We start from the raw sequence: 25,906 nt of genomic DNA on the forward strand, positions 1-25,906 counted from the left end.
TTGAATATAACGTTCACAATTCAGACTATCTCCGCTGCCTTCTTTTTAGACGCTTCAAACGCGTCTTTTGCCCCGGACTCGGTAAGCCCGGCTCCCATTGCAATTTTAAGGGCGGTCTCATCGGTGATCAGGTCCTCAGGGGCATGGGTATCCGTGTTCACCACAAGCGTTGCTCCGAATTCGAGGGCAAGCCTTGCAACGTGGCCATTAGTCCTGTTGTGCCCGTTTCTAGTGGTAATTTCAAGGAGAACGTTGTTATCTGCCGCAGTCCGGACATCTTCTTCGGAGATAAGGCCCGGGTGGGCAAGGATATCAACATATTCACAGGCAGCTGATGCTGCATTTGTCCCGGGGGCAACCGGTTCGTAGATTGTTTCCCCGTGTACGACCACGATTTCTGCGCCCAGCTCTTTTGCTTTCTTTGCCATGGGAGCAATCTTTCTCGGAGGGACGTGCGTCAGCTCGACTCCTGTCAGGACGCGGATATCCCACTCTTCCTCCAGGTACTTTGCTTTCTTTGCAGCATCAAGAAGCTGTTCGAGGTTCGTATAGTCTGCGTGGTCGGTAATTGCAATGGCCTCGTAGCCGTGAATAACGGCCCGCCGGACAAGTTCACTGGGGAGCAGTTCCCCGTCGCTGAAAATCGTGTGAGTATGAAGATCAATCAACTGGATCACCGTGTTTGAAAAAACTCAGGTTTTTCTCATCATTATATAGTTCACCTTGAATATATATACTTTCTTCGCAAGATATAGTTCTGGTATTTATTAAAGGCTTATTCAGATTCTAATGATAAGGTTTTTTCCTATTCTCATGCTAAGGACTTGTTAAGTATCCTCACGATAAGGGCCTATTAAGTATTTTCATAATTCCAGGGATTTACTCGTTTTTCTCGGAATTCCCGAAGTTTCCAGGAGCCTCAGCCTTTTCAGGAGCTACAGCCTTTTCAGAGGCCTCAGCTTTTTCAGGAGCCTCAGCCTTTTCAAGCCTTTCTTCGACATCGGCAAAAGCAAAGTTAGGTTTGACATCTGCTATTTTGATGCGGACTTTTTCTCCGACTTCAACTTCCTTTACGAAGACAACAAACCCTTCAATGAGAACAGCCCCGTCTCCGCTTGAGCCGAGCTTTTCGATATCAACAACGAATTTGTCGCCTCTCCTGAGAGGAGCCGTGAGGAACTTTTTTCCGATAATGTAGATCTCCGCACTCTGCGACCTTGAAGCCTGAGGGGAATAAGCCTTGACGTGGACAAAATTGTCCCTGACTTTTTTGAGGTAATCGTTGAACATGTCGCCCTGAAAGACCTTGACCACAAAGTTGCCTTTTGGCTTGAGGATCTTTTTTGCGCACTCAAGGGCTGAGGTAGTAAGTTCGATTGACCGCGCATGGTCGTAAGACCAGTTTCCTGAAAGGTTCGGGGCTGCATCACAGAGCACAACATCCGCTCCTTTTTCCCCGACAGCCCTGATTATCTTCTTGATAGTCGAGTCAGCGTTTATGTCACCCATTATGGTCTCGACTCCTTCGATAGGAGCTATCCGCTGCAGGTCCACACCCAGGACCTTCCCTCCGGAAAGCTGTTTTGCAACCTGAAGCCACCCCCCCGGAGCCGCACCTAAATCAACAACCGAGTCTCCCCGCTTGATAACATTATGCTTCTCATTAATCTGCTTGAGCTTGAAGGAAGCCCTGGACCGGTATCCTTCCTCTTTTGCCTGATGATAATAATAATCTCTTCTATCTCTTGCCATTGCTTACCTTCCCGCACTGAAAGCTCATATAGCTTGCGCAGAAGTCTTATTTCCTGATCTTAAATTTGCCGATCTCAAAGGAAGAATGAATTTTAAATAAAAGTAAGATAAATTGGCTAAATAAATATATAATTGTTGTTATTTAAAAATAAAAGAAGTTTATTTCTCACGTTTAATCAGTTTCTGGACAGTCTCACCATGTTATTAAAAAACAACGGAGAATCTGTTGAAAAAATTAAAACTTAATCCATGACCTGATAGAAGCATTCTACTTAATTTTGCAGTTTTTTCTACTGGCTAATAGACAAAACGATAATGCTTCTGAATCGATTTGATCCCTGATATCTTCACATATGTTCGAGGAAATTTTCAACCTGTATATATAAATGCTTACTATGCTAGTTCCAATACAAGTTTAAAATGTGTACATTAGAACTTGCTTATATATAATCAACCGACAGAATTTATGAACAAGTTTAGTCATTGGATTATATGAAGTTATTATGACATACAATGCAAGAAAACCCGGAAAAAGTGTAAAATCGGAATGGAGAATGAGGGCTGCTGATTTTGAAACCGGTGAACCTTCAGAGGTTATCAGGTCGTATGGAGGACCCGAGAAAAAGGAGATAGTTGGGAAATGGATCAGTGACGAGGTGTATATCTCAATTAGCGGTATTAAAAGCCATGGAGGAATGCCCTATAAACTATGGACGAGAGACGAACCAATTCCAATATCTCCTACTGATGCTAGTATGCTGGTTAAAGCACATCTGATAAGACGCGTAAGAAAATAATTGTTAGCTTGTTAGATTAATATCTCTTACCGCTACCCAGGTTTTGTTGATAAGCAGGTTTTCGGAATAAACCCCACTGTAAACAATAATGATATCCGTATCATTTGCATTATCAATAGCACCCCGAATCTAAGTATAATCTGCATTTTTGACTCCTACCGTGATCACTTCCGCGGATACCGGAGTTATTGAAAAGAAAAGAAGCAACGTAATAAAAATGATTTTCATTTTCATAAAATTACCTTTTGAGATAAATTCGTAACTTATTTAACAGAATAGTGTCGCCTGTTATGGCATTGTTTATTATCTCCTGTATAGATTAAGAGTCCCTATCGCCGTTGTTGCTGACTGTGATGGTACTACATGCACGGTTTGTGAGGAGGACAAAGTTGAAGCAGGTGATAATAATATGGTTCATGTTTATTTACCTCTAAAAAAGAGTCTGAGAAGATTCTCAGATACACGGTTTTAGTCCTTTGTTGATGCATTCTCATAAAAAAAATTATTTACACATTTATCGATTTGTGAGTTATTGGATTTATAATATACTCTATCAATGTTAACAGTTTCATTGTCTACAATAGTAGTTCTTGTTATCCGAGAATCTCCATCAAAAAAATCTATTAAGTACAGATATCCATTGAGATCTTCCTGTTCGGCTTTTTCTGTAAATGAATAAGCTGAAATACAATTTATCAGGTTGTTTATCGTATTTTTATTTTCTATTTCAATTGAGTCTCCGGTTAGCCCGTTTTTGATAGATATTCTGGTGATATTCTCATTGCTAACACTTGTTATTTTGTGACCCGTATTTTTTTCATGTAAATCTGGAAAAAATGACGTGAAAAATAATAAACCTGCTATAATAAAACACAAAATTAACATGACTGCCTTTGTCTGTTTAGCCAAATTTTGCATCCCCGATTGTCTTTATCTGTTTAGCCAAATCATTCATCCTTAAATGTCAATAAAAACAAAAAAAGTAAAAAGGATGTTTTGGTGCATACTCTAAGACTTTTCATTACTCAATATACACCATATCATCAATGTAATTATCTACAAGCACATTGACGTTATTGTCTCCCCATCCATTATTGACTATAATATAATATTGTGGATCAACATATGGAACTGTGAGTACATAGTATCCATGCGCTATTATCCAGTGCTCATCAAATGTTGGATGGTTATCCGTGTCAACAATTACAGGTTTATTTGAATTGATGAGAGACTGAATTATCACAGTGAATCTACATGTTCGTCAATTGTTTCCAGCTCAATAGGAAAATCAATGACATCATAGTAAACTTCATCAACTCGCATAATTTTAGAGTCTACAATAATTATTCTCGAAATTTTATTGGAACCGCTGTAAAAATCTATTGTATAACGATACCCACCCAAAGTCTCTTGATTATCCATTTTTTCCAATGAATACCTATCAAGATGATTTATTAATCCTGTTATTTTGACTCCATCATCTGTTGTACTCAGTTCTCCATTTAGTCCATTCCTGACTGAAACTTTTGAGATCATGTGTCGATCCATATCTGTCAGTTCAGTGACCCTTTTCCCTTCAGTTTGATTTGATACGCAACCAGAATAAATGACTGTACTACACAGAATTAAACATAAAATTGAATTGTTCACCATTTTGTTCATTTCAATCTTCTCTTTGATTAACAAACAAGATAATCATCCACAAACACATTTGAACATTACATATTCCTTTTTATTGACTTCTTATAAGTTTTCTGGCCAGATCATCAAACTGACTATTTTTATACTCGTTTCAAGTACGCAATTATTCCCTTAGCTTCGGTTGTTAGAGACCACGGACAGAAAACTTATATGAATTATAGTTGCAGCTGGTGTTTATTGGAATGAAAAAAATTTAGAACTTGCGCAGCTGATCATTTTTTTCCCCTCAAAAGAAAGTTCAAAATATGGCGTCGTACGATTGTCCGGCTGAAATGGGTAACTGGTATTTTTTTACAGGACAGTAATTTCTTCAATTCTGGCAATGTCAAATCTCGAGACTTTGCATAACACTTTATCTTCAATTTTTGCCCTGTTGTATGGAGACAGATAACTATTATACTATATGGAGACAGGCTCGTTACAATTAAATATGCCTTCTAGAATTCTGAAAGATGAAAATGCAACTGTCAAAAAACGAACGAGAAACAATTTCATATAATCTTACCTCCGAATCTGTGAAACTTGGCATACTTCTTGCAATTGTAGGAGGATTTCTGGACACTTATACATTCATAGGGCGAGGCGGTGTTTTTGCCAATGCACAGACCGGGAATGTTGTCCTCGTTGGTATAGAGGCTGCAGCAGGAGAGTGGGAACAGGCAATGTTTCACGCAGTCCCCATTTTGGCGTTTATAGTCGGAGTAGTAGTCGCCGAGATGATAAAAAAACCTTCAATACGCCTGTTCATTCCGGATGCCGAGAGGGCAGTCTTAATCCTTGAAATTGCGGTCCTTTTTGTCATAGGCTTTATACCCTACACAAGCCCGGATATTATTGTAACTGTTGCAGTTTCGTTTGTCTCTTCGGTCCAAATCTCTTCATTTCGCAAATTGGTAGGTTCCCCATATAGCACAACAATGATCACTGGGAATTTACGCTCAGCAACGCAGGAAGCTTATATTGCTTTTACAAAAAGAGACTGGAAATCAGCTCTGCGAGCAGTCCGATACTCTATAATCATCGCTGCCTTTTTAGCAGGAGCTATTTCGGGAGGGGTATTAACATCACTTATTGGGACTAAAGCAGTATGGGTGGCTGTAATTATATTAATCGGATCCGTAATTTTGTTCAGTATAGACGAACGTAAGAATAAATATACCGGTACTGTGGTATAAAGGCCGATTGGATAATTTATCAAAGATTAACAAACTATTGACAATCGGAAACAGTCTGCGGTCGCATTTGTAAATTACCCAAAATTCTTGATAATAATGTCAAAGCAGATACCGTCTTGAGCTTAAAACCGTCCTCAGTATCTCCTCTCCCCCCGTTTTCTCAACTTTAATATCAGCCGGCTTTTCGATGATTTCCAGGTTGAGAGGCAAACGCCTCTGAGCTTCCTTTATGAGCTGGGCATCCCCGTTCAGAATAACGCAGTTGATAGGAGAGTTTTCCTCAAGGATGTTATCCAGGGTTTCAAAGAACTTGTCCATATGGTGGGCAATATCCTCTTCTCTTAGGCGTTCGAAACGGCGCTGGGAAAAGCCTCCTTTGCTGTGCTTTTCTTTAACGCTGCTTTTGATGAACTCTTCCTTATCAAAAGCCCGGGCATCCGGGGCAAAGCCTATGAAGGATTCGCCTGCGTGCAGGACAAGGACGAGCATGCGGAAATCGATGTTAAGGATTTCTTCAAGGGGGACGGTTTCAAAACTGCCCTTAAGGTGCCAGGCCGGAAAGGAAACAGGGACCGGAGGGACTATGGCTTCGGAAATCATGCGGTGCAGGTCGTAGAAAAAGACCAGGCCGGTCTCAGGGTCAAGTCGGTCAAGCAGGGAACGGGTTTCTTCTCCCAGGAAGCTGAGGGTCTTTTCTGGAAGCACGGCTGAAAGGCGAGTTCCGTAGGGCAGATAAACGGTTAAAAGGTCATTTGCAGGGGAGTGAAAAGAGTTTAGTTTTGACAGATAAGCTTTGATTGCGGCAGAGCTCAGGGTTTCAATTCCGCGGAACTCCAGCTTACCCCCGGACTCCTCCCTCAGGGTCTCAAGTTCGTGGGAAAGGGTATGGATCCGGACAAGTTCCTGGTTCAGGCGCGATTCGGCTTCCTGCCTGTCCGCAACTGCCTGTCTTGCAAGGGCTTCTTTCTTTTCGAGCTGGTTTTTAGTACCCTGGAGGGCATGTTCGAGTTCGGCTATTCTGGAGTTAAGCCTTTCAACCTCAAGTTCCAGCCGCTCTTTTCCGGAGATTTTTCCTATAATGGTGCCAAAACCTTTTTTCCCATCTGCGGCAACTTCTCTTTTTGCAGCTTTCTTATCAGTCATATGCTTTCCTAATCCTCGTACTGGTTGCAACAATAATGTACCGTACAATCAAAAAATTCCCAGAACCAACTGACGGTATAATATTAGCAATACCATATTAAGTATGCGAATTACAGTAGCTAAAACATCATACGCTTAATACGGAACTTGTGAGATTAATACGAAACTTATGACGTAAAACGAGGATTAAACTCCCGGACCTTCCTGAGAGTATGGACCGTATTTCCGGAGAAACTTGCTAACAAAATTGATCCTCTAGCGGATTCAATCGATCCTTATATTTCGAAAGTTTTAAGAATATCGTATTTAATGTCACTGTGATTTCAGGATTTTTTTAAAAAAAGAGAGCTCATTTCCATACATAATTCTTATCGATTATTTCGGTGCCTGAATGAAAAAACCATTGAAAGAGTCTCAGAAGCAGGAGGATCGGATGAAGCCTGACCGGAAAAATCCAAACGTTTCCGGACCGGAACCTGAGAATTCAGGTCAAAACGGGCCGGATGAAGCAAAGTTGAGAGATTGGACGGACAGGCAAAATCCTGACCGGACAAAGGCTGAAAAAATTCACCCTACCCTCTGGATCCAGGGACAGAAGAATTCTTCCCTTGCCGGAAAAACGATTGCCCTGGGTGTTACCGGGAGTATAGGAGCGGTCAGGGTAGTTGAACTTGCAAGGGAACTGATCAGGAACGGGGCAGAAGTCCATGCAGTCATGACCGAAGCTGCACGGCATATCCTGCACCCTGACGCCCTGCACTATGCTACCGGAAACCCGGTGATTACGGAACTCGGAGGCAGGGTGGAGCACGTGGAGTTTTGCGGGTTCAAGGGCAGGGCAGACCTCCTCCTTATAGCCCCGGCAACGGCGAACACCATCGGGAAAATAGCGTACGGAATAGATGATACCACGGTTACTTCTTTTGCAACAACAGCGCTTGGTTCCGATGTTCCTCTCATGGTCGTCCCCGCAATGCATGAATCCATGTACAGGCACCCGGCCGTGGTTGAAAATGTGGCAAAGTTGAAAGGCTGGGGGGTTTCCATGGTGGGCCCGAAGTTCGCAGAAGGCATTGCAAAAATTGCCTCAAACGAAGAAATCGTGCTTGAGGTCGAAAGGGCTCTTGGAAACCGGAGCCTGGAAAACCGGAAGGTGCTCATAACGGGCGGCTCCACTGCCGAAAGCCTTGACCCCATCCGTATCCTCACCAACCGGGCTTCCGGAAAGACAGGCAGGGAACTCGCCCTTGAAGTTTACCGCTGCGGAGCTGATGTGACCCTTGTGCACAGGGACAGGCTCGGGCTTGCAGGGATTAAAGAGGTCTTTGCCGAAAGCGCTGAGGAAATGACCGAAGCCGTGCTTTCGGAACTGGAAAAAGGATACGATGCCCTGATCAGTTCTGCGGCAATTGCGGATTATACGGCCGAACCTTCTCCTGAGAAGATCAAATCGGGAGGAGAATTTGTGCTTAAACTGAAACCCACTCGAAAACTGATAAAGGAGTGCAGGGAAAAACACCCTGACCTGGTGATCATAGGTTTTAAAGCCGAAACAGGAGTCGGGAGAGACGAACTCCTTAAAAGGGCAGCTGCAACCCTAAAAGGAACAAAACTCGATCTGATTGCAGCAAATGATGTAGGAAAAGGTGGAATGGGTACGGAAGAAAATGAGCTTTACCTGCTTGGAAAAGGCGAACCCAGGCATATAAGCGGAAACAAGCGCAAGCTTGCAGCCTGTATCCTTGAGGAGCTTACCGGAATTTTAAACTCACGACAGGAGCCCTGAGCACCTGATTATTCGGGAAGAAAAAAACCAATAGGAACTGTATAGTGCCTGATCTGCCATACCGGCTGATCCTGCAAAGTGTCCTGCACAATATCTACAAAATAGAAATGAACTTTGAAAATTAGCTTTAACAACAAAAAGGCGTTTTATATGTATACATATGAAAGTGAAGGGGCAGACTTTTCAGCAAAAGCATACGCTCCAGGACATATCACAGGGTTTTTTCAGATTCATGAGCATAAAGACCCTCACCGCAAGGGATCTACCGGCTGTGGAATTGTTCTGAATGGAGGAGTTACGACCGAGGTAAAGGTTGGAAAATCCGTGGAAAAGACCGAGATCTTCCTCAACGGCAAGAAGGTTGAAGGCAAGACCACCCGCACAGTGATGGATATGTTAACCGATGTTCCTGTAAAAGTAAAGAGCTGGGCGGAAATCCCTGTCGGATGCGGGTTCGGAGCCTCGGGAGCAGGAGCGCTCGGAGCGGCTTATGCCCTGAACAGAGTACTTTCCTTAAACCAGACCGTAAAAAGCCTGACCGAATATGCCCATGTGGCTGAAGTTATTAACCGCAGCGGGCTTGGGGACATTGCTGCCCAGTCCAATGGCGGAGTGGTAATCCGGCTGCAGCCCGGAGGCCCCGAATTCGGGAGAGTAGACAGGATTCCTGCTCCCGAAGCCAGAGTTTTCGGTATTGCGCTCGGAGAGATTTCTACGGACTCTGTCCTGACAGACGAAGTAAAGGCAGGAAAGATTAACGCTGCAGGAAAAATTGCGATGTCCGAACTGCTTAAAAAACCCACTCTTGAAAACTTCATGCATCAGGCAAAAACTTTTGCCAGCAGTACGGGCCTTCTGAGCAGTGTGGCAAAGGATGTTATTGAGGCTGCACATGCAAGCGGAGGAATGGCTTCCCAGGCAATGCTTGGAGATACGGTTTTTGCAATCGCCCCCTACGCCCAGGAATTCCCGCTCTTCGAAGCCCTTCAGGAATTCGGGCAGGTCCTGGAATACGGGATCAGCACCTGTGTACCGAAATTACTTTATGACTGAACTTCAGGCCGAGCTCTTAATGTCTTGACGCTTTTTGAGCTGTTCGGATAAAAAAATAAGATAACAGTACCGGATAACAATTACCAGATAATCATTATCAGACCAAAAAAGGTAAGCGACAGATATGACCGATATACCCCAAGACCATCCGAGGTACGAATCCCTGCTGGCCCGTGAAAAGGTTGCAGCCGGGGTTAAAATGGGAATTACGAGTATCCAGGGGCTTATTGCCCAGGGGAGAGGCGAGAGCTTTGACTACCTTATAGGCGAGCGCAGCACGGAATCTGCCCTGAATGCGGAAAGGGCAGCAGCTGCCGCACTGCTTCTGGCGAAAAACCCGGTTATTTCCGTAAATGGGAACGTCGCAGCCCTGGCTCCCGAAAAAGTTGTTTCACTGGCAGACATTACCGATGCCAAAATCGAAGTAAACCTTTTCCACAGGACCGAGACAAGAGTACACCTTATAATAGAACAACTCAAAGCCAATGGGGCTTCCGAGGTGCTCGGGAAAAATCCGGATGCGAGCCTCGAACTCTCTCACGCCAGGCGGCTGGTAGAAAGCCGGGGGATATATTCCGCAGACGTGGTGCTTGTCCCGCTGGAAGATGGAGACCGCTGTGAGAAACTTGTAGAAATGGGAAAGACCGTCATAACAATTGACCTGAACCCTCTTTCGCGGACCTCAAGAACCGCCACTATATCAATCGTGGACAACCTTACAAGAGCTCTTGAAAACATGACAGAACTCGCGCGGGAAATGAAAAAGGAGAGGAAAGAAGAACTTGTGAAGCTGATAACCACTTACGAGAACAAAAAAGCCCTCTCCGGGGCGATTTCCGAAATTCAGGAACACCTCAAGACTTTGTCCGCCGAAATAGAATACTGAAAACAAAATACCGAAAGCGGATACTCACCTGAAAGCAGGATAATTACATGGACCTTATAGAAAAAACAAGGGAATTTGCAGCTACTTTTCACGAAGGGGAGCCTAGTTCCCACGATATGTCCCACATAACCCGTGTGGAAACCCTCTGCCGGGAGATCCAGAAAGAAGAAGGAGGAGACCTTCTCATTCTCCGGCTCGCAGCTCTTCTGCATGACGTGGGGGTTATCAAAGAACACGAAGAAGGAGGAGACCATGCCGTCTACAGTGCAGAGATAGCTACCGAATTCCTGGGAAGGGCAGGTGTTGAAAAAAAGACTGTTGAAGCTGTGGCATACTGCATCCTGACGCACAGGTTCAGCGGAGGGAAAAGCCCGGAAATAATAGAAGCCAGGATCCTTCAGGACGCCGACAGGCTCGATGCCCTGGGCGCAATCGGAATTTTCAGGTCCATTCTTTCAATGGGGGCTCTCCGGATGCTGAAGCACACAACAGGCCTGGATAAGGGAAGTTCAAAAAAGACTGTCTACATCAATGACCCTGTTGAAGGCTTTAACGAATACATGCACTACAAGCCCTTCAAGATCCTCGATAAGTTGAATACTGATACTGCAAAGAGGATTGCAGAAGAAAGGCTGAAGATAATGCGCCTCTACCTTGAGGCGTTAAATATTGAAGCAGAAATCTGTGAAAAGGGTTTCTAAAAAGGTATCCTTTTCATATTGTGTGGGAGAAAGTGTTATGTCCTGAATAATTTTACAGATTCAAAATCATTTAATATTTTGATACATGATATAATGTTGATACATGATATAATGTCGGGTGGCTCAAAAGGTTAATTTTGAGGAAATTGCAATTCCATTATAGTGCTATAGAATGACCGTATAAAACGAAACAATTTATTTGAAGTGGAAGTAAATAATAGGTCATCTGTGTCCGAGACTCACACTAATAAAAAATAAAAAAGCGAAATAATTTAGGGATAAAACAGACTCTTATTAGGTACTACCGGTACTACCGGAAGGCATTACAGTCAATACCTTCTCATTCATTTTAAGCTCGTTTTCTATTCTTCTTTCATCGCTTTCCCAAATCCAATTCTTAGATCCATCTCCAAGAGTAATACAGCACAAGACGGAATTTTTCACCTGAAGATTATTTTTTTCCAGTAGTGCAAGGAAATTTTTATCCTGAACAGCTTGTTCCGTGACCGTAATTATATAATGATTTCCTTTTTTGATATCATGGTATATAGGATCAGTCCAATTCTCATCTTTTCTTAATTCATTTCTTACATCCATTCTTTTATCCGCATCTACCACCAGGTAGTACCTTTCTGGCTGAAGGTCAGAATCATATTCTATGGTGTTCATAGTCGTATTGTATTTTTCAAGAATAGCTTTAACTTCCTGTTCAGCAGTTCCATCTTCAAATTCAATTAATAAATGATTTACTCTCGTATCTGGAGATGCGGTCAGCACCTTTTCATTCCTTTCAAGCTCATTTGCAATTTGGTATGCATCTTTCTGCGGAATACTACCATTCTTAGATTCATCTTCTAAACGAATATAACAATAGACGGATTTTTTCACTGGAAGATTGTTTTTTTCCAGTATTGCGAGGAAATTTTTATCCTGAATAGCTTGTTCAGTTACCGTAATTATATAATTATTTCCTTTTTTTATAGGGCCAGTCAAATTTTCCTCATCTACCAATTCCTCTATATCTATTGTTTTATCTCTATCTAATATCATGTAGTATCTACTTGGCATAATATCAGAATTGTAATCTATGGTGTTTACAGTCATGTTGTAGTTTTCAAGAATGGCTTTAACTTCAGGTTCAGTAGTCCCCTCTTCAAATTCGATAAAAAAGCCAGCTACTTTTTTTCCTTGGAACGGTGTTTTCGTATCAACCGGTACCTTTGTGTCAACTGAAGCTTTCATATCAACCGGCATTTTCATATCAGCTGATGCGTTTACAAACAATCCCAAGAGTATTACAAGAGCTAGAAAAAAAATAAAAACAGCAATTTTTTTGCTGATTTTACTCAAATTACCACCTTCTAAAAAGTGAGGAGTTTTTAACTCCTCACATATACACGGTAATCTTCTGAACCAAATGCTTCCATATAAGAATGACCATAATCCTCAGGGAGTGGATCGTCGATTGCCAAATATCTATCCGGATAATCGTATAAGTATCCACTACAAACTCGAGAATGGTCCGAAGCTATACTTACATAAGGTCTATTATTGTTAATTTCAGAAATCGCTTGATCAAACGTAAAGACTGTAACATAGGTTGAATGAGGTTTATTTAGTCCCGTGGATGGTTGATAGTAATTTACCTGGTTATTATTATAAACACCCCCGCCAATCTCATAACCTGGACCCATCTTTTGATATATGAAATCTTGGGTATGAGATACATTATAATACTCAGCAATCATTTGGCCACATGCTGGAGCACAGTAATGATCATTTTCTTGCCCATATAAAGTAGTATCGAGATAATAACTTGTACTTCTTCCCACTATTGTTGTATCGTCACTAAGTTTTTTGATATCTTCTTCAGTGACTGGCAAATTAATATTAACTCCCTTATTAGTTGCTGCTTGTTCTATAGATTTAGTAAGTTCATTACTTTTTTGCCACTTTATTAAATTCTCGTCTATTTCACTCTTAGACATCTGTTCATAGATTGAGCAAACTCCAGGTTTTGTTTCAGCTATGGGTTTATCTGGTATCACATCAAGAGTATATGCATCTATAAATATCCTATATTCGTCTCCTGTAATCTTGTCTTTTACTACGGTCATTGCCCCTATTTTGGGATAGCTATATACAACCATCTTAGTTGATTTGATTTCTCCAGTTGGGTAATTGTTTTTGGCAGTTTCTATTGACTTTTCCATAACTTCAATCATGTTAAACGGTATCGGGTTAAATTCGATGACTTGGATTGGCTGCCCCAATGTTTTATTGGCACCAACGTCGATTTTACCTATTGTTTTATTATTTTCATATACTGAAAACTGATAGTACAACTTTTTACCACTTGGATCGTAAAGCTCCAGTGGTTTGGGATCAATAGATGCCCCTTCCCAGCTTCCGAACTTTTGTGTGTCGGTTGCTATAAACCTTATCATGCGCGTATTTGCATGCTTAAAAGCTTCTTCTGCAGTTATGCTATAATTGTTTTCTTCCTGTGCGTTAACTGGTACTAACACCATACCAACCAGCAGTATGGCTAAAATTAGCATACATATTCCTGAGTCATTTCTTGTTCTCATGCCTTTACCTCGTGGATTTTTACCCAAGAGGCAGGATCAGGCAAGCTTTAAATATTCACAAAGCTAACACTAATCATGCCTCCGGGCAACGCGGAGTTCAAATGTACTTTCCAGAGCAAATTTGAACTCCACTAAACATCTTTTTAATGTTCATTTTTTTCATGAACTTACTCTTATAATTAATTTGTGGGCAAATCATCCAACTGATAGTATAGGTAAACATAAATCCGAGCTCTTTGAAGATTTGTATGGCTATTAGATTGATAGTTAGATGATTTGGCCATAAAAATTAAGTAAACTGTCTTGACAAGTGTTAAAAAGAGGGTTAATAATGTCTAGAAAGATATTTTTTGACTATACTGGCAACTTTGCTTTTTCTATCTGCCATACGGGAGGATATAATCGTTGGTTCCTGCCCACCTCAGGAAGAGCTCGAAAAACTGGATGATGCTATCGACGTGAGTGGGGCGGATAGGACTCTTACCTTCGAGGAATTTCCCCTGTCGTTCAAGATTGCTTACATAGCGGGATATCTTGTCGCTTTTGTTTCCTTATTTAAATTGGTTCCCGTAATTCGGGGTCAAATACAAGAAAACAGATACTTCTTAATATTCTGGAAAATTCTGAGATTACAAACAAGGAACTCTCAGAAAAGTTAAACTTGGACAAAAGTACTACTTACTGGCATATAAAGAGACTAAAAGAAGATAATATAATTTTTTAGTTTTGTTTTTTCTCAACTTTGTCTTTCGCCGGGTTTCGTGTGATCTCAGGACAACTTTTTTTAGGATAAGTACTTATTGCAGTTTAATCCTAACAATTTCTAACATGTTTCAGTTTATTTCCAACAAATTTCAGTTCATTGCCTGACGGATATGATCATATGGCTGACATAATCATAAAAAATGCTTACGTTTTAACGATGGACCCTGATTCTGGAGACCTTAAAAACGGGACCGTTGTTATCGAAGACGGAAAGATCACGGAGATCGGGGAGAAAACAAAAGAAAGTGCCGACACCGTGATCGATGCAAAGGGTTCGGTAGTGATGCCAGGGCTTGCAAACACACACACACATGCAGCAATGACCCTGTTCCGGGGTTATGCTGACGACCTCCAGCTTGCGGAGTGGCTTGAAAAAAACATCTGGCCTGCCGAATCCCAGCTGAAGGCCGAAGATGTATATAAGGGCAGCCTGCTCGCATGCCTGGAAATGATCAAATCCGGAACAACATCCTTTGCAGACATGTATTTCTATATGGACGAAACGGCAAAGGCTGTAGAGGCATCGGGACTTCGGGCTTCCCTTTCCCACGGCTTAATTGAGCTCTGGAACGAAGAAAAAGGAGAAACTGACCTTAAGGAAGGAAAACGCTTTGTCCGGGCCTGGCAGGGAGCTGCAGACGGCAGGATAAAAACCATGTATGGCCCCCACGCCCCTAATACCTGCTCGGAGGAATTCCTTATAAAGGTAAAAGAAGAAGCCCATAAGGACGGAGCAGGCCTCCATATCCACGTTCTGGAGACCGAAGCCGAGCTGAATGCGATGAAAGAAAGGTACGGGAAATGTTCCGTACACCTGCTTGAAGACATAGGGTTTTTCGGCCCTGATGTGCTTGCCGCCCACTGTGTATGGCTTTCGGACGGGGATATAGAGATTTTAAGGCAGAGAGGGGTAAACGTGTCCCACAACCCCATAAGTAATATGAAACTGGCATCCGGAATTGCCCCCGTGCATAAGATGCTGGAAAGGGGGGTGAACGTTACCCTTGGCACTGACGGCTGCGCCTCAAACAATAACCTTGACCTGTTTGAAGAAATGAAGACCGCTGCCCTCCTGCACAAGGTAAGCACAGGCAACCCTACCGCTCTTCCGGCCCGCCAGGTCCTTGAGATGGCAACCGTTAACGGGGCAAAAGCCCTCGGCACGGAAACCGGAATGTTGAAGGTGGGAAGGAAGGCGGACGTGATTATACTGGACATGAAAAAACCGCATCTTACTCCCTGTTTCGATGTCCCTTCCCACCTGGTCTATTCTGCAAAAGGCTGCGATGTCAGGACAACAATCGTGGACGGAAAAGTCCTTATGGACAATTACAGGGTACTTGCACTGGACGAGGAAAAAGTCATAGAAGAAGCCAGGACAGCGGCAGAAGAACTCGTAGCAAGGGTAAATGCCTGAAAGCATAAATCCGTGCCATACAACGCATAAGATATTGTTATTAAGATATTGTTATACAGGAATAATAAATACCTGAAAGCCAAACATAAGCACAGGTTTGATTCAATCTGCCGGCGAGCAGAGTTTCAATTTGAGTAAACTCACTGGATGGGTTTGAGAAATCAAAGTACCAGCTTTGTTCGTTACTTTATTCAGGCGATTACTGAGAACTAAGTGTATTAATAGTTTAATTTAAGCATTTATCTGAGAATTCAAACGTATCAAGTCTTTTAATTCAAGCATTATCTGATTGACGGGATTATCATGACCGAACAAGAACTTATAGAATCCGGAAACATGAAAATGGAATGGGCAAGAAACCACATGCCCGTACTTGCGATCATCAGGGAGAAGTTCGAGAAAGAAAAACCCCTGAAAGGACTTAAAGTCGGAATGGCCCTTCATGTAGAAGCAAAGACCGCAGTCCTTGTTGAAACGCTGGCTGCAGGCGGCGCACAGGTAGCTATTTCGGGATGCAACCCCCTGAGTACGCAGGACGATGTGGCAAGGGCTCTTGATACCCGAAACAATATAAACTGTTTTGCAAAATACGGATGCTGTACCAGCGAGTATTATGAAGCAATAGATAAGGTCCTTGATATAGAACCTGATATCACAATAGACGATGGGGCAGACCTTATATTCAAACTTCATAAGGAAAGAACAGAGCTGCTCCCTAAGATCCTCGGAGGCTGCGAGGAAACAACCACAGGAGTCCACAGGCTTCATGCCATGGAAAAGGACGGTGCCCTCAAGATGCCGGTAATTGCGGTAAACGATGCCATGACCAAATACCTCTTTGACAACCGCTACGGGACCGGGCAGTCAGCCTGGGACGGGATTAACCGGACCACAAATCTCCTTGTGGCAGGCAAAAACGTTGTTGTTGGAGGCTACGGCTGGTGCGGGCGAGGGGTTGCGATGCGGGCTGCGGGCCTGGGCGCAAATGTGATCGTCACCGAAGTAGACCCGATAAGAGCCCTTGAAGCCAGGATGGACGGGTACAGGGTAATGAGAATGGCAGATGCTGCAAAGCTGGGAGAGATCTTTGTAACGACCACCGGAAATCGTGATATTCTCACTGCCGAACACTTCAAGGTCATGCCGGACGGGGCAGTCCTTGCAAACTCAGGCCATTTCAATGTGGAAATCGATATGGAAGCCCTTGCGTCCCTTGCAAAATCCGCCCGGACTGTCAGGCACAATATCAAAGAGTATGATATAGGCGACAGGCGCATTAATGTTATAGCCGAAGGCAGGCTCGTAAACCTGGCTGCAGGCGACGGGCACCCTGCCGAAGTCATGGACATGAGTTTTGCAAACCAGGCACTTTGCGTGCGCTACATTGCCGAAAATACGCTTCTGAACGGAGTACACGGGGTCCCCAGAGGAATTGATACCTACGTGGCAAAACTGAAGCTTGAATCTATGGGCATAAGCATTGACGAACTTACTTCCAAGCAGGAATGTTATATGACCGGCTGGGAGTGCGGGACATAATTTGAAAATAAGCCGCAGAAGATCCTTATTTTATCAACTTTTAATTATTGACTTACTGGGCAATGGATGTAAATGCTTCTCGATCTTTATAAATGCGGCATATCCATTGCACTTGAATTTACTAATTTTAAAATAAAAATTAATGAGATTTTTCGCTTTTTTTTTGAGTAAGTCCGATTATAGTCCCATCTAACTTTTTAGTGTCTGAAAAAATCAATTATTAATAAGAGCCCATATTACCTAAGTATAAAGCTCAAGGATTTAAAGAGCCTGAAACTATATGCAATTTCTGTAAAATATTTTTTTGATTTGGTTGAAAGTATCTGCAAACCGGAAAGTCTGGTAGAAAATCAGACAAAAACCAAGTTTGAAGTCCCGGTAGAAAGGGATATGGGATGGATAAAAATCCAAGAATATCTGGCTTAAGGGTTATCGAGGATATAGCCTGGGGTACACATTTCTGCCAGTTTTACCAGACGCAGGAAGAGTTAATGGATATACTTTGTCCTTACTTGAAAGCCGGGCTGGAAAATAACGAACTTTGCATATGGGCTTTACCACAGGTTTTTGAAACAAAAAAAGAAGCAGCAGAACTTCTTAAAAAAACTTTTCCTGAACTTGATATTTATCTAAAAAAAGGACAACTAGAACTAATTTCTTACAAATACAGGTCTGCAGAAGAAGACAGGTCTAACCCAAAAAAAGCCGTAAGAAGCTGGATTGAAAAAAGTGATCGGGCTTTGCAGAAGGGCTACGATGGTTTGAGATTGGTTCAGGATATATCCGGGCTGAAAAACGATTTGGAGAACTTCATTGATTCTGATGAAGAACTGGATGAAGCCGTTGAAAACCGCCGCATAATAGCTCTGTGTACTTATTCTTCAGGCAAGTTTGATACAGGTGAAATCATACATGCGGCTCGGAATCATCAATTTGTTCTGGTAAAAAGGGAAGGAAAATGGGAAAAGATTGAAAATTACGGGATTAAAAGGGCAGAAAAAAGGGCTATCCGGGCTTTTAGAGAAGTAAAAACCAAATCAAAGGAAAAAAATGAGAATTTAGTGAAATTACTTGAGGAAAGGACAGCAAAGCTTGAAAAGGCTTATAAATCATTGGAAAAAAGTAAAAAATGTCTTTCTCAAGTCCAAAAAATGGTTCATATTGGGAAATGGGAATGGAATATCGTAACCAGGGAGTTATACTGGTCTGATGAAGTTTATCGTATTTTCGGACGTGATCCGAAAAAGTTCAAAGCAACTTATGATACCCTGTTAAGTTCTGTACACCCTGATGACCGGGAATATCTGGTTAATTCCATTAAGAAAGTTTTCAATGACAAACTACAGAATATAGATTATCGAATCATCCTGCCTGATGGAAAAGTACGCACGGTCCATACACAGGCAGAAATCATTTTTGATGAGAAAAACGTCCCTGTTCGAGTTGAAGGAATAGTTCAGGATGTTACTGAGTGTAAGAGGACAGAAGAGGCATTGCAAGAAAGAGAGGAGCAGTACAGAGCGTTCTTCGAGAACAGCATTGACGCCGTTCTTTTCACATCACCCGACGGAACTATTCATGCAGCCAATCCAGCCGCCTGTAAGATCTTTGGGATGGCCGAGGAAGAAATTATCGAAGGTGGAATAAATGGCGTATTAGATGTGTCTGACCCGAGAATCAGATCCGGATTAGAAGAAAGGGCCAGAAAAGGCAGGTTTAGAAGAGAACTCAATTTTAGACGGAAAGATGGTACAATTTTCCCGGGTGAGGTCTCTAATGCGTTCTTCAAAGATAAAAACGGTCTTGTTAAAATAGTGATGATCATCAGGGACATTACCGAACGTAAGCAGATTGAGGAAGCACTTCGGAAGAGTGAAGAACATTACCGCATGCTCTTTACAAACATGAGTGAGGCTCTCTTTCTTGGAGAACTCATCTGCGACAGGAATGGGAAGCCCCAAGACTATCGTTTCCTTGATCTGAATCCTGCTTTTGAACTCCATACAGGTATAAAAAAAGAACAGGTCCTGGGCAAGTTGCATCTGGAAGTGTTCCATGAAGCAAATCCCATGGTTCTTGAAAAGTACTTAGAAGTCGCTCTCTCAGGCAAACCGGCCCATTTTGAGTTTTTTACTCATTTAACCAACAAGTATATCGATATTTGTGTTTTCAGCCCTGAGAGAGGGAAATTTGCAGCGATTTTTAGCGATATTACCGCGCGCAAGCAGATGGAAGAAGCTCTTAAAAAAGCAAATGAGACTTTAGAAGAAAAAGTTAAAGAACGCACAGCAGAGCTTGAGAAGGCATATAATTCCTTAAAGGAAAGCGAAAAAAGTCTTGCCGAAGCTCAGAAGATGGCTCATATTGGGAGTTGGAATTGGGACCTTGTAACTAACGAACTTTCCGCATCCGATGAAATGTGTCGGATTTTCGGACTCAACTCCCAGGAATTCTATATGACTTATGATATATTTTTAAAGTACATGCATCCGGCCGATCGAGGCCGTATAAACATGGCCTATAAGGATATATTAAGTGGAACAAAAATTGTCGGTAATGATTATAGAATTTACCGGACTGATGGGGAAGAGCGCGTAGTCCACGTCCAGGGTAAAGTTATTTTTAGCGAGGAAAATATTCCCGTTAGAATGAGAGGAACAGTTCAGGATATCACTGAGCGTAAAAGAACAGAAAAGTCGCTTGAGTTAAGTGAAGAAAGATATCGTATAGTAGCGGAACAGACAGGACAGCTGATATACGACTATAATGTTGAGAAAGGTACTGCTGACTGGGCAGGCAACGTAAAAGAGATTACCGGAGACGGACCTGAGGCATATAAAAATTTTGATCTAAATTTCTTGCGGGCTCGTATTCATCCTGAAGATCTCAAAATATTCCTTGAAAAGTACGAAAAAATTCAGGCTTGCGGAGGCATTTACAGAACAGAATACCGTTTTAGAAAGAAAAATGCAGACTATATTTATATTGAAGATAATGGAGTCTGCCTGAAAGACGATAAAGGTAAGTTAAAAAGAATTATTGGAACAATTAAGGATATTACTGAGAGAAAAAAGGCAGAAGAGACCATTTCAAGTATAGAGGCTGTACGTAAAAAGGAAATACATCATCGCATTAAAAACAATCTTCAGGTAATCTCGTCTTTACTTGGCCTTCAGGTTGAAAAATTCAAAAATAGAGAACACTTTGAGAATCCAGAAGTTTTAGAAGCTTTCAGGGAGAGTCAGGACAGAGTCATTTCTATTTCCCTTATTCATGAAGAACTGCACGGATGCAAAGGGTCCAATGAATTAAACTTTTCTCCGTATCTTAAGAAGCTTGTTGAGAACCTTTTCCAGACTTATTGCCTTGGAGAAGTAGATATCAGCTTGGATATGGACCTTGAAGAGAATATTTTCTTTGATATTGATGTTGCAGTTCCTCTCGGGTTAATCGTCAACGAAATTGTTTCTAACTCTCTCAAATATGCATTTACAGGTAGAAATAAAGGAATAATCCGGATAAAACTCTGCAGGGAAGAAAATGGGGAATTTGCACGTAAAGTACCGGAGAACAAAAAAGAAGATCGTAAAAGTGAGGTCCCCAATTTTATAATAACTGTTTCAGATGACGGTATAGGACTGCCCGAAAATTTTAGTGTAGAAAGTTCCGATACTCTGGGCCTGCAATTAATATCTATCCTAACAGACCAGTTAGATGGCACCCTTGAATTAAAAAGAGACTCGGGAACCGAATTTGTTGTAAGGTTCTCAGCAACAGAGAAGGAGTGAGGATATTAGATAATTCATTCCTCATCATCTTTCAGGCCTTCTGTGTGCGCCACACTGCCGAGAATAAGTTTTTGAACTGAGCCGGTCAATGGTCCGAGGGGCCTTGACGCCTATGTGGCAAAGCTGAAACTTGAATTCCTGGGGCATAAGAATTTACGAACTCGCTTCCGATAGGAATGCCGCATGAATGGCTGGAGTAAGGCACATAATCGGAAAAGAAGCAGCAGAGAACAATTCTACCCTTTTTTAAATTTTTTAAAGTCTTTAATCCGGTAAATATAACGCCATTTCCACAAATTGAAATAGAAAATATTTACTGCACTTGAATTATAAAGTAAGATAAGAAAAATAACTAATTACTAATACTTATAATTGCATTTTATAGACCACAATACCTGTTGAGGGAATAGCTACTAAGAGAGTACCTGGAATCTTATTTTTTTAATAATTATCCAAATCGAAGATGGAGTTATCATTATTCCTCCTGAAACATATTTAATTATTTCAATATTTAAATAGAAAATTAACGTGAAATCAAACAATTTACGTGAATCAATAAACAGAAGAACCTTACATTCATTTCAAATCCAGACACAAATTATTGCAGAATGCAGTCAATAAACAGGGGCACTATTGAAATAAGCCAGAAGGGGTAGGAATGAAGGGGCAGCTGAGAAAGTCCGGTATCGATATTATTGGGGATGTGCCGTGGGGGACTCACTTCTGCCAGTTTTACCAGACAAAAGAAGATTTGATAGAGATTCTTGTCCCTTATTTCAGAGCAGGGCTGGAAAATAACGAATATTCTGTATGGATCACCTCAGAACCCCTGGAAACGGAAGAGGCAAAAGAAGCCCTTAGAAAGGCTGTTCCTGATATTGATGTTTACCTTGAGAAGGGGCAGATCGAAATTATTTCCTGCACTCACTGGTGTTTAAAAGATGGGATTTTCGATGAGGAGGACTTATTGGACAGATGGGCTGAAAAAATCGGTCAGGCCCTGAAGAATAGCTATGACGGTTTGAGAACGGCAACTAACGTTTCCTGGCTGGAAAAAAAAGACTGGAGCGATTTCGTTGCCTATGAAGAACAGGGAGATAGAGTCGTCAGTAACTGCCCGGTACTTTCCCTATGTACTTACTCCCTCGATAGATGCAATGCAAGCGAAATAATCGACGTCGTTGCCAACCATCAATTTGCTCTGATTAAAAGAGAAGGAAAATGGGATCAGATAGAAAGTCCCAAACGCAAGAGAGCAGAAGAAACAGCTCTTCAAGCCACAAAGAACTGGGAATTTACCTTTGATGCCGTGCCGGACCTGATAGCCATACTTGATACTGAATACCGGATTGTTCGTGCGAACAGGGCAATGGCAGCAAGACTGGGCAGAACACCGGAAGAGTGTGCAGGTTTAATCTGTTACCGTGTAATCCATGGGATGGACAAGCCTCCTTCTTTTTGCCCTTACAGGCAGTTAATTATGGACGGGGTTGAGCACACTGAAGAAGTTCGTGAAGATTCTCTTGGAGGAGATTTCATACTGAGTGTCTCACCACTGCATGATTCGGAAGGAAAACTTACCGGGTGCATCCACTTTGCCCGCGATATCACCGAACGGAAGAGGGCAGAAGAGGCAGTTCGTGAGGGTGAGGAACGGTTGCGCTTCGCGCTCGAAACCAGCCACACCGGCGCGTGGGACCTCGACCTTGTAGATCATACCGCCCATCGGTCGCTTGAGCACGACCGCATCTTCGGCTACGGACAACTTCTCCCGCAGTGGACCTACGAAATGTTCCTCGATCACGTAGTGCCTGAAGACCGTGCGATGGTGGACGAAAAGTTCCGCAAGGCCACAACTGCGTTCAGTGACTGGAGTTTTGAGTGCCGCATCCGGCGTGTGGATGGGAAACTTCGATGGATTTGGGCGGCCGGACGGCACCTGATGGATACCACCGGAAGCGTGCGCCGGATGGCAGGCATCGTCCAGGACATCACCGAGCGCAAGCAGTTGGAAGAACAGACTCGCCAGCGAGCCGAAGAACTAACAACAGTAATGGATACGGTGCCTGTTGCCATCTGGATCGGGCACGACCCGCTGAGTCGCAATATCACTGGTAATCGGATGGCAAACGAGCTCTACGAGGTCGATGTCGGAGAAAACGTCTCTGCGAACGTTACACCTGCACGGTGCTTCTTCCGAAAAGGCTTCAAGTTGACCGCAGATGAACTGCCCATGCAACAGGCCGCCCTGATGGACATTGATATGCGCAATGAGGAAATTGATGTACTGCTGCCCGGTGGGGAATGGCGGGGACTTCTAGGGTCAGCCAGCCCACTTCACGATGCAGACGGACGTGTACGCGGCAGCGTCGGCGCATTTATTGACATAACTGAGCGCAAGAAGGTAGAGGAGGCGCTGCGTGAAAGCGAGAAAAAGTACCGCAATCTCATTGAGACAGCGAACGAAGGTATATGGATACTTGAATGGGTACATGACTCGGAAGCAATAACCACTTACGTTAATAAGAAAATGGCAGAGATGTTAGGATACAGCCGGGAAGAGATTATTGGCAAATCTGTACGGGATTTTACCGATGAAGAGGGTAAAGCTATTTTCGAGATGAGGATGAAAAAAAGGCGGCAGGGTATCAGTGAAAGCCATGAATTCAGACTGCTGCGTATAGATGGCTCTCCTTTATGGGCTCTTGTGAATTCTAAAGCCCTTTTTGATAAGGACGGCAGGTTTACTGGCTCTATGAGTATGCTTACCGATATTACCGAACGGAAAAAAACAGAAACTAAATTGAAAGACACGCTCGACAACCTGGAAAATATGGTGAAAAAACGTACATCAGAGCTTGAAAAGGCTTATAAGTTACTCAAAGAAAGCGAAAGAGGACTTGCTGAAGCTCAAAGAATGGCTCATCTCGGAAGCTGGGAATGGAACATTGCAAGCGGCGAACTGCACTGGTCCGATGAAAAATATCGTATTTTCGGGCACAGCCCTCAGGAATTTATCCCTACTTATGATACATTTATAAGTTACATACATCCAGACGACCGGGAATATGTGAATAATGCGATCACAGAGGCTTTAGGTGGAAAGCCATATAGTATTGATTATAGGATTTTCCGGGCTGACGGAGAAGAAAGCGTAATTCATGTACAGGGGAAAGTTATCTTAGATGAAAGAAACATCCCCGTTCGGATGAAAGGGACAATTCAGGATATTACTGAGCAGAAAAAGGCTGAAGAGATGCTAAAAGAGAGTGAAAGCAAATTAAAAACTCTCTTTGAATTGCTTCCCGTTGGGGTTTCAATCATTGACAAAGACGGAAAAAACATCGATGTAAACCTTGCCCTTGAAAGAATCCTGGGCATATCAAGATCGGATCTGCTCAAAGAGAAGTATGAATCCCGGAAGTATCTCAGGTCAAACGGTACGGAGATGCCTGCTGAGGAGTTCCCCAGTGTAAGGGCTGTGGAAGATCCAGGGTCAATTAAAATTTCCGAGATCGGGGTCGTTAAAGAAGATGGCAGTACTATCTGGACGGATGTAAGTGCAACCGTGCTGCCTTTTTCCGATGGACAGGTAGCTATTACTACCAGGGATATCACCGAAAGCAAAAAAGCAAAAGAAGAACTTCAGAAAACCGAAGAAAGGTACCGGATAGTTACGGAACAGACAGGGCAGCTTGTATACGATTATAATATAGAGACAGATACCGTTGAGCTGGCAGGCAGTACTGAAGAACTTACAGGCTTTACTCCCGACGAATTGAAAAACATTAATCTGAATTTCTGGATTTCCCGTATTCATCCGGAAGATCTGAATAAGTTCCTGGAAAATCATAAAAAACAGTTCGGATCTGAGAGAAGCGCTTACAGAATAGAATACCGTTTTAGAAAAAAGAATGAAGAATATATATATCTTGAAGATAACTGGACATTCCTCAGAGATGAAAAATCCGGTGCAAACAGAATTCTTGGAGTAATTAAAGATATCACGGAAAGGAAGCAGGCAGAAAAGACCCTCGCAAATATCGAAACTGCCCGCAAAAAAGAGATTCATCACAGGATCAAGAATAATCTGCAGGTAATTTCTTCTCTGCTCGACCTCCAGGCGGAAAAATTCGGAAGCAGAGAACATGTTGAGAATTCGGCAGTCCTGAACGCGTTTAAGGAAAGTCAGAATAGAGTAATATCCATTGCCCTGATCCATGAAGAGCTGCACGAAGGCAAGGGAAACGATACGTTGAATTTTTCACCTTACCTTCAGAGGCTTGTCGAAAACCTTTTCCAGACCTACACCCTTGGAAATGTCGACATCAGTTTAAATATGGACATGGAAGAAAACGTTTTCTTTGATATGGATACTGCCGTCCCACTGGGATTAATTGTGAACGAACTTGTTTCAAACTCCCTCAAGTACGCATTTCAGGGCAAAGACAAAGGAGTCATTCAAATTAAACTGAGCAGGGAAGGAAACAGGGCAATTATAAACAATAGGGAAGGAAGCAAGGAAATTATAAACAATAGGGAAGGAAGCAAGGAAATTATAAACAATAGGGAAGGGAGCAATAAAGAGGAGAATGAGAATACCAATTTTGTTTTAACGGTTTCGGACAACGGGACAGGCATACCTGAAGGTTTTAACCTGGAAAACTCCGATACGCTTGGCATCCAGCTGGTAACCGCCCTTGTAGACCAGCTTGACGGTGTTCTTGAAATGAAAAACGGTTCGGGAACCGAATTTATCATAAGGTTCGCAATAACAGAGAAGAGATAAGAAACCCTTTCAATTACCCTAAA

19 protein-coding genes and 1 pseudogene are annotated in these 25,906 nt (G+C 42.5%); 11 read left to right on the forward strand and 9 right to left on the reverse strand.

What is annotated here, in order from left to right; translation table 11 throughout:
• Positions 1–20: 20 nt before the first annotated feature.
• Both MSSIT_RS04980 and MSSIT_RS04985 read right to left on the reverse strand, forming a co-directional pair.
• Positions 21–668, reverse strand: coding sequence for a histidinol phosphate phosphatase domain-containing protein (locus MSSIT_RS04980; protein ID WP_048170526.1), 648 nt, complete (start codon positions 666–668; stop codon positions 21–23).
• Between the two features lie 211 nt (positions 669–879).
• Positions 880–1,752 carry a 23S rRNA (uridine(2552)-2'-O)-methyltransferase gene (locus MSSIT_RS04985; RefSeq protein WP_048170528.1) on the reverse strand — a complete coding sequence of 291 codons (873 nt, stop codon included), beginning with the start codon at positions 1,750–1,752 and terminating at the stop codon, positions 880–882.
• Between the two features lie 503 nt (positions 1,753–2,255).
• On the opposite strand from MSSIT_RS04985, the gene MSSIT_RS04990 reads away from it, so the two are divergent.
• Positions 2,256–2,549 (forward strand): hypothetical protein, encoded by a 294-nt coding sequence (locus tag MSSIT_RS04990; protein ID WP_048170531.1) that lies wholly within the window; start codon positions 2,256–2,258, stop codon positions 2,547–2,549.
• A gap of 468 nt (positions 2,550–3,017) precedes the next feature.
• On the opposite strand, the gene MSSIT_RS04995 is transcribed toward MSSIT_RS04990, so the two are convergent.
• The 3 genes from MSSIT_RS04995 to MSSIT_RS05005 all read right to left on the reverse strand — a co-directional run bounded on the left by MSSIT_RS04995 (position 3,018) and on the right by MSSIT_RS05005 (position 4,211).
• Positions 3,018–3,458 carry a hypothetical protein gene (locus MSSIT_RS04995; RefSeq protein WP_156158792.1) on the reverse strand — a complete coding sequence of 147 codons (441 nt, stop codon included), beginning with the start codon at positions 3,456–3,458 and terminating at the stop codon, positions 3,018–3,020.
• Between the two features lie 112 nt (positions 3,459–3,570).
• Positions 3,571–3,792 (reverse strand): hypothetical protein, encoded by a 222-nt coding sequence (locus MSSIT_RS05000; RefSeq protein ID WP_048170535.1) that lies wholly within the window; start codon positions 3,790–3,792, stop codon positions 3,571–3,573.
• On the reverse strand, positions 3,789–4,211 hold the full coding sequence (locus MSSIT_RS05005) for a hypothetical protein (protein WP_048170536.1): 423 nt from the start codon (positions 4,209–4,211) through the stop codon (positions 3,789–3,791). Before MSSIT_RS05005 ends, MSSIT_RS05000 begins: the two co-directional genes overlap by 4 nt.
• A 491-nt stretch (positions 4,212–4,702) precedes the next feature.
• Here MSSIT_RS05005 and MSSIT_RS05010 point away from each other — a divergent pair, with 491 nt between their 5' ends.
• On the forward strand, positions 4,703–5,425 hold the full coding sequence (locus tag MSSIT_RS05010) for a YoaK family protein (RefSeq protein ID WP_048170538.1): 723 nt from the start codon (positions 4,703–4,705) through the stop codon (positions 5,423–5,425).
• 99 nt (positions 5,426–5,524) lie between these two features.
• On the opposite strand, the gene MSSIT_RS05015 is transcribed toward MSSIT_RS05010, so the two are convergent.
• Complete coding sequence (locus MSSIT_RS05015) at positions 5,525–6,568, reverse strand: Vms1/Ankzf1 family peptidyl-tRNA hydrolase (RefSeq protein ID WP_048170540.1); 1,044 nt, start codon at positions 6,566–6,568, stop codon at positions 5,525–5,527.
• A 403-nt stretch (positions 6,569–6,971) separates the two neighbouring features.
• Here MSSIT_RS05015 and coaBC point away from each other — a divergent pair, with 403 nt between their 5' ends.
• The 4 genes from coaBC to MSSIT_RS05035 all read left to right on the forward strand — a co-directional run bounded on the left by coaBC (position 6,972) and on the right by MSSIT_RS05035 (position 10,994).
• Entirely contained in the window at positions 6,972–8,354 is a 1,383-nt protein-coding gene (gene coaBC, locus MSSIT_RS05020; protein WP_394296912.1) for a bifunctional phosphopantothenoylcysteine decarboxylase/phosphopantothenate--cysteine ligase CoaBC, read from the forward strand.
• A gap of 150 nt (positions 8,355–8,504) precedes the next feature.
• Entirely contained in the window at positions 8,505–9,407 is a 903-nt protein-coding gene (locus MSSIT_RS05025; protein ID WP_048170542.1) for a pantoate kinase, read from the forward strand.
• Positions 9,408–9,531: 124 nt separating this feature from the next.
• Positions 9,532–10,293, forward strand: a complete 762-nt coding sequence (locus MSSIT_RS05030) for a 4-phosphopantoate--beta-alanine ligase (protein WP_048170544.1) — start codon at positions 9,532–9,534, stop codon at positions 10,291–10,293.
• A 47-nt stretch (positions 10,294–10,340) separates the two neighbouring features.
• Positions 10,341–10,994 carry an HD domain-containing protein gene (locus MSSIT_RS05035; RefSeq protein WP_048170546.1) on the forward strand — a complete coding sequence of 218 codons (654 nt, stop codon included), beginning with the start codon at positions 10,341–10,343 and terminating at the stop codon, positions 10,992–10,994.
• A 294-nt stretch (positions 10,995–11,288) separates the two neighbouring features.
• Here MSSIT_RS05035 and MSSIT_RS25630 read toward each other — a convergent pair whose 3' ends face one another.
• The 3 genes and pseudogenes from MSSIT_RS25630 to MSSIT_RS05050 all read right to left on the reverse strand — a co-directional run bounded on the left by MSSIT_RS25630 (position 11,289) and on the right by MSSIT_RS05050 (position 13,585).
• Positions 11,289–11,663 (reverse strand): UPF0228 family protein, encoded by a 375-nt coding sequence (locus MSSIT_RS25630; RefSeq protein WP_148706186.1) that lies wholly within the window; start codon positions 11,661–11,663, stop codon positions 11,289–11,291.
• Between the two features lie 87 nt (positions 11,664–11,750).
• A pseudogene (locus tag MSSIT_RS25635) lies at positions 11,751–12,344 on the reverse strand (UPF0228 family protein); the annotation flags it as partial.
• Between the two features lie 29 nt (positions 12,345–12,373).
• Positions 12,374–13,585: a C39 family peptidase gene (locus tag MSSIT_RS05050; protein WP_082088886.1), complete on the reverse strand. Its 1,212-nt coding sequence runs from the start codon at positions 13,583–13,585 to the stop codon at positions 12,374–12,376.
• Positions 13,586–14,213: 628 nt separating this feature from the next.
• Between MSSIT_RS05050 and MSSIT_RS24565 the strand changes: the two genes are divergently transcribed.
• The 5 genes from MSSIT_RS24565 to MSSIT_RS05075 all read left to right on the forward strand — a co-directional run bounded on the left by MSSIT_RS24565 (position 14,214) and on the right by MSSIT_RS05075 (position 25,883).
• Positions 14,214–14,309, forward strand: coding sequence for a winged helix-turn-helix transcriptional regulator (locus MSSIT_RS24565; protein WP_231590529.1), 96 nt, complete (start codon positions 14,214–14,216; stop codon positions 14,307–14,309).
• Between the two features lie 159 nt (positions 14,310–14,468).
• Positions 14,469–15,767, forward strand: coding sequence for an amidohydrolase family protein (locus MSSIT_RS05060; protein ID WP_048170550.1), 1,299 nt, complete (start codon positions 14,469–14,471; stop codon positions 15,765–15,767).
• Positions 15,768–16,070: 303 nt separating this feature from the next.
• Positions 16,071–17,306, forward strand: a complete 1,236-nt coding sequence (locus MSSIT_RS05065; protein WP_048170551.1) for an adenosylhomocysteinase — start codon at positions 16,071–16,073, stop codon at positions 17,304–17,306.
• Between the two features lie 395 nt (positions 17,307–17,701).
• Positions 17,702–21,094, forward strand: a complete 3,393-nt coding sequence (locus tag MSSIT_RS21100; RefSeq protein WP_052721520.1) for a PAS domain-containing protein — start codon at positions 17,702–17,704, stop codon at positions 21,092–21,094.
• Positions 21,095–21,752: 658 nt separating this feature from the next.
• On the forward strand, positions 21,753–25,883 hold the full coding sequence (locus tag MSSIT_RS05075) for a PAS domain S-box protein (protein WP_048170554.1): 4,131 nt from the start codon (positions 21,753–21,755) through the stop codon (positions 25,881–25,883).
• Positions 25,884–25,906: the final 23 nt, after the last annotated feature.

It is taken from the genome of Methanosarcina siciliae T4/M, from assembly GCF_000970085.1.
GTDB classification, from domain to species: Archaea; Halobacteriota; Methanosarcinia; order Methanosarcinales; family Methanosarcinaceae; genus Methanosarcina; species Methanosarcina siciliae.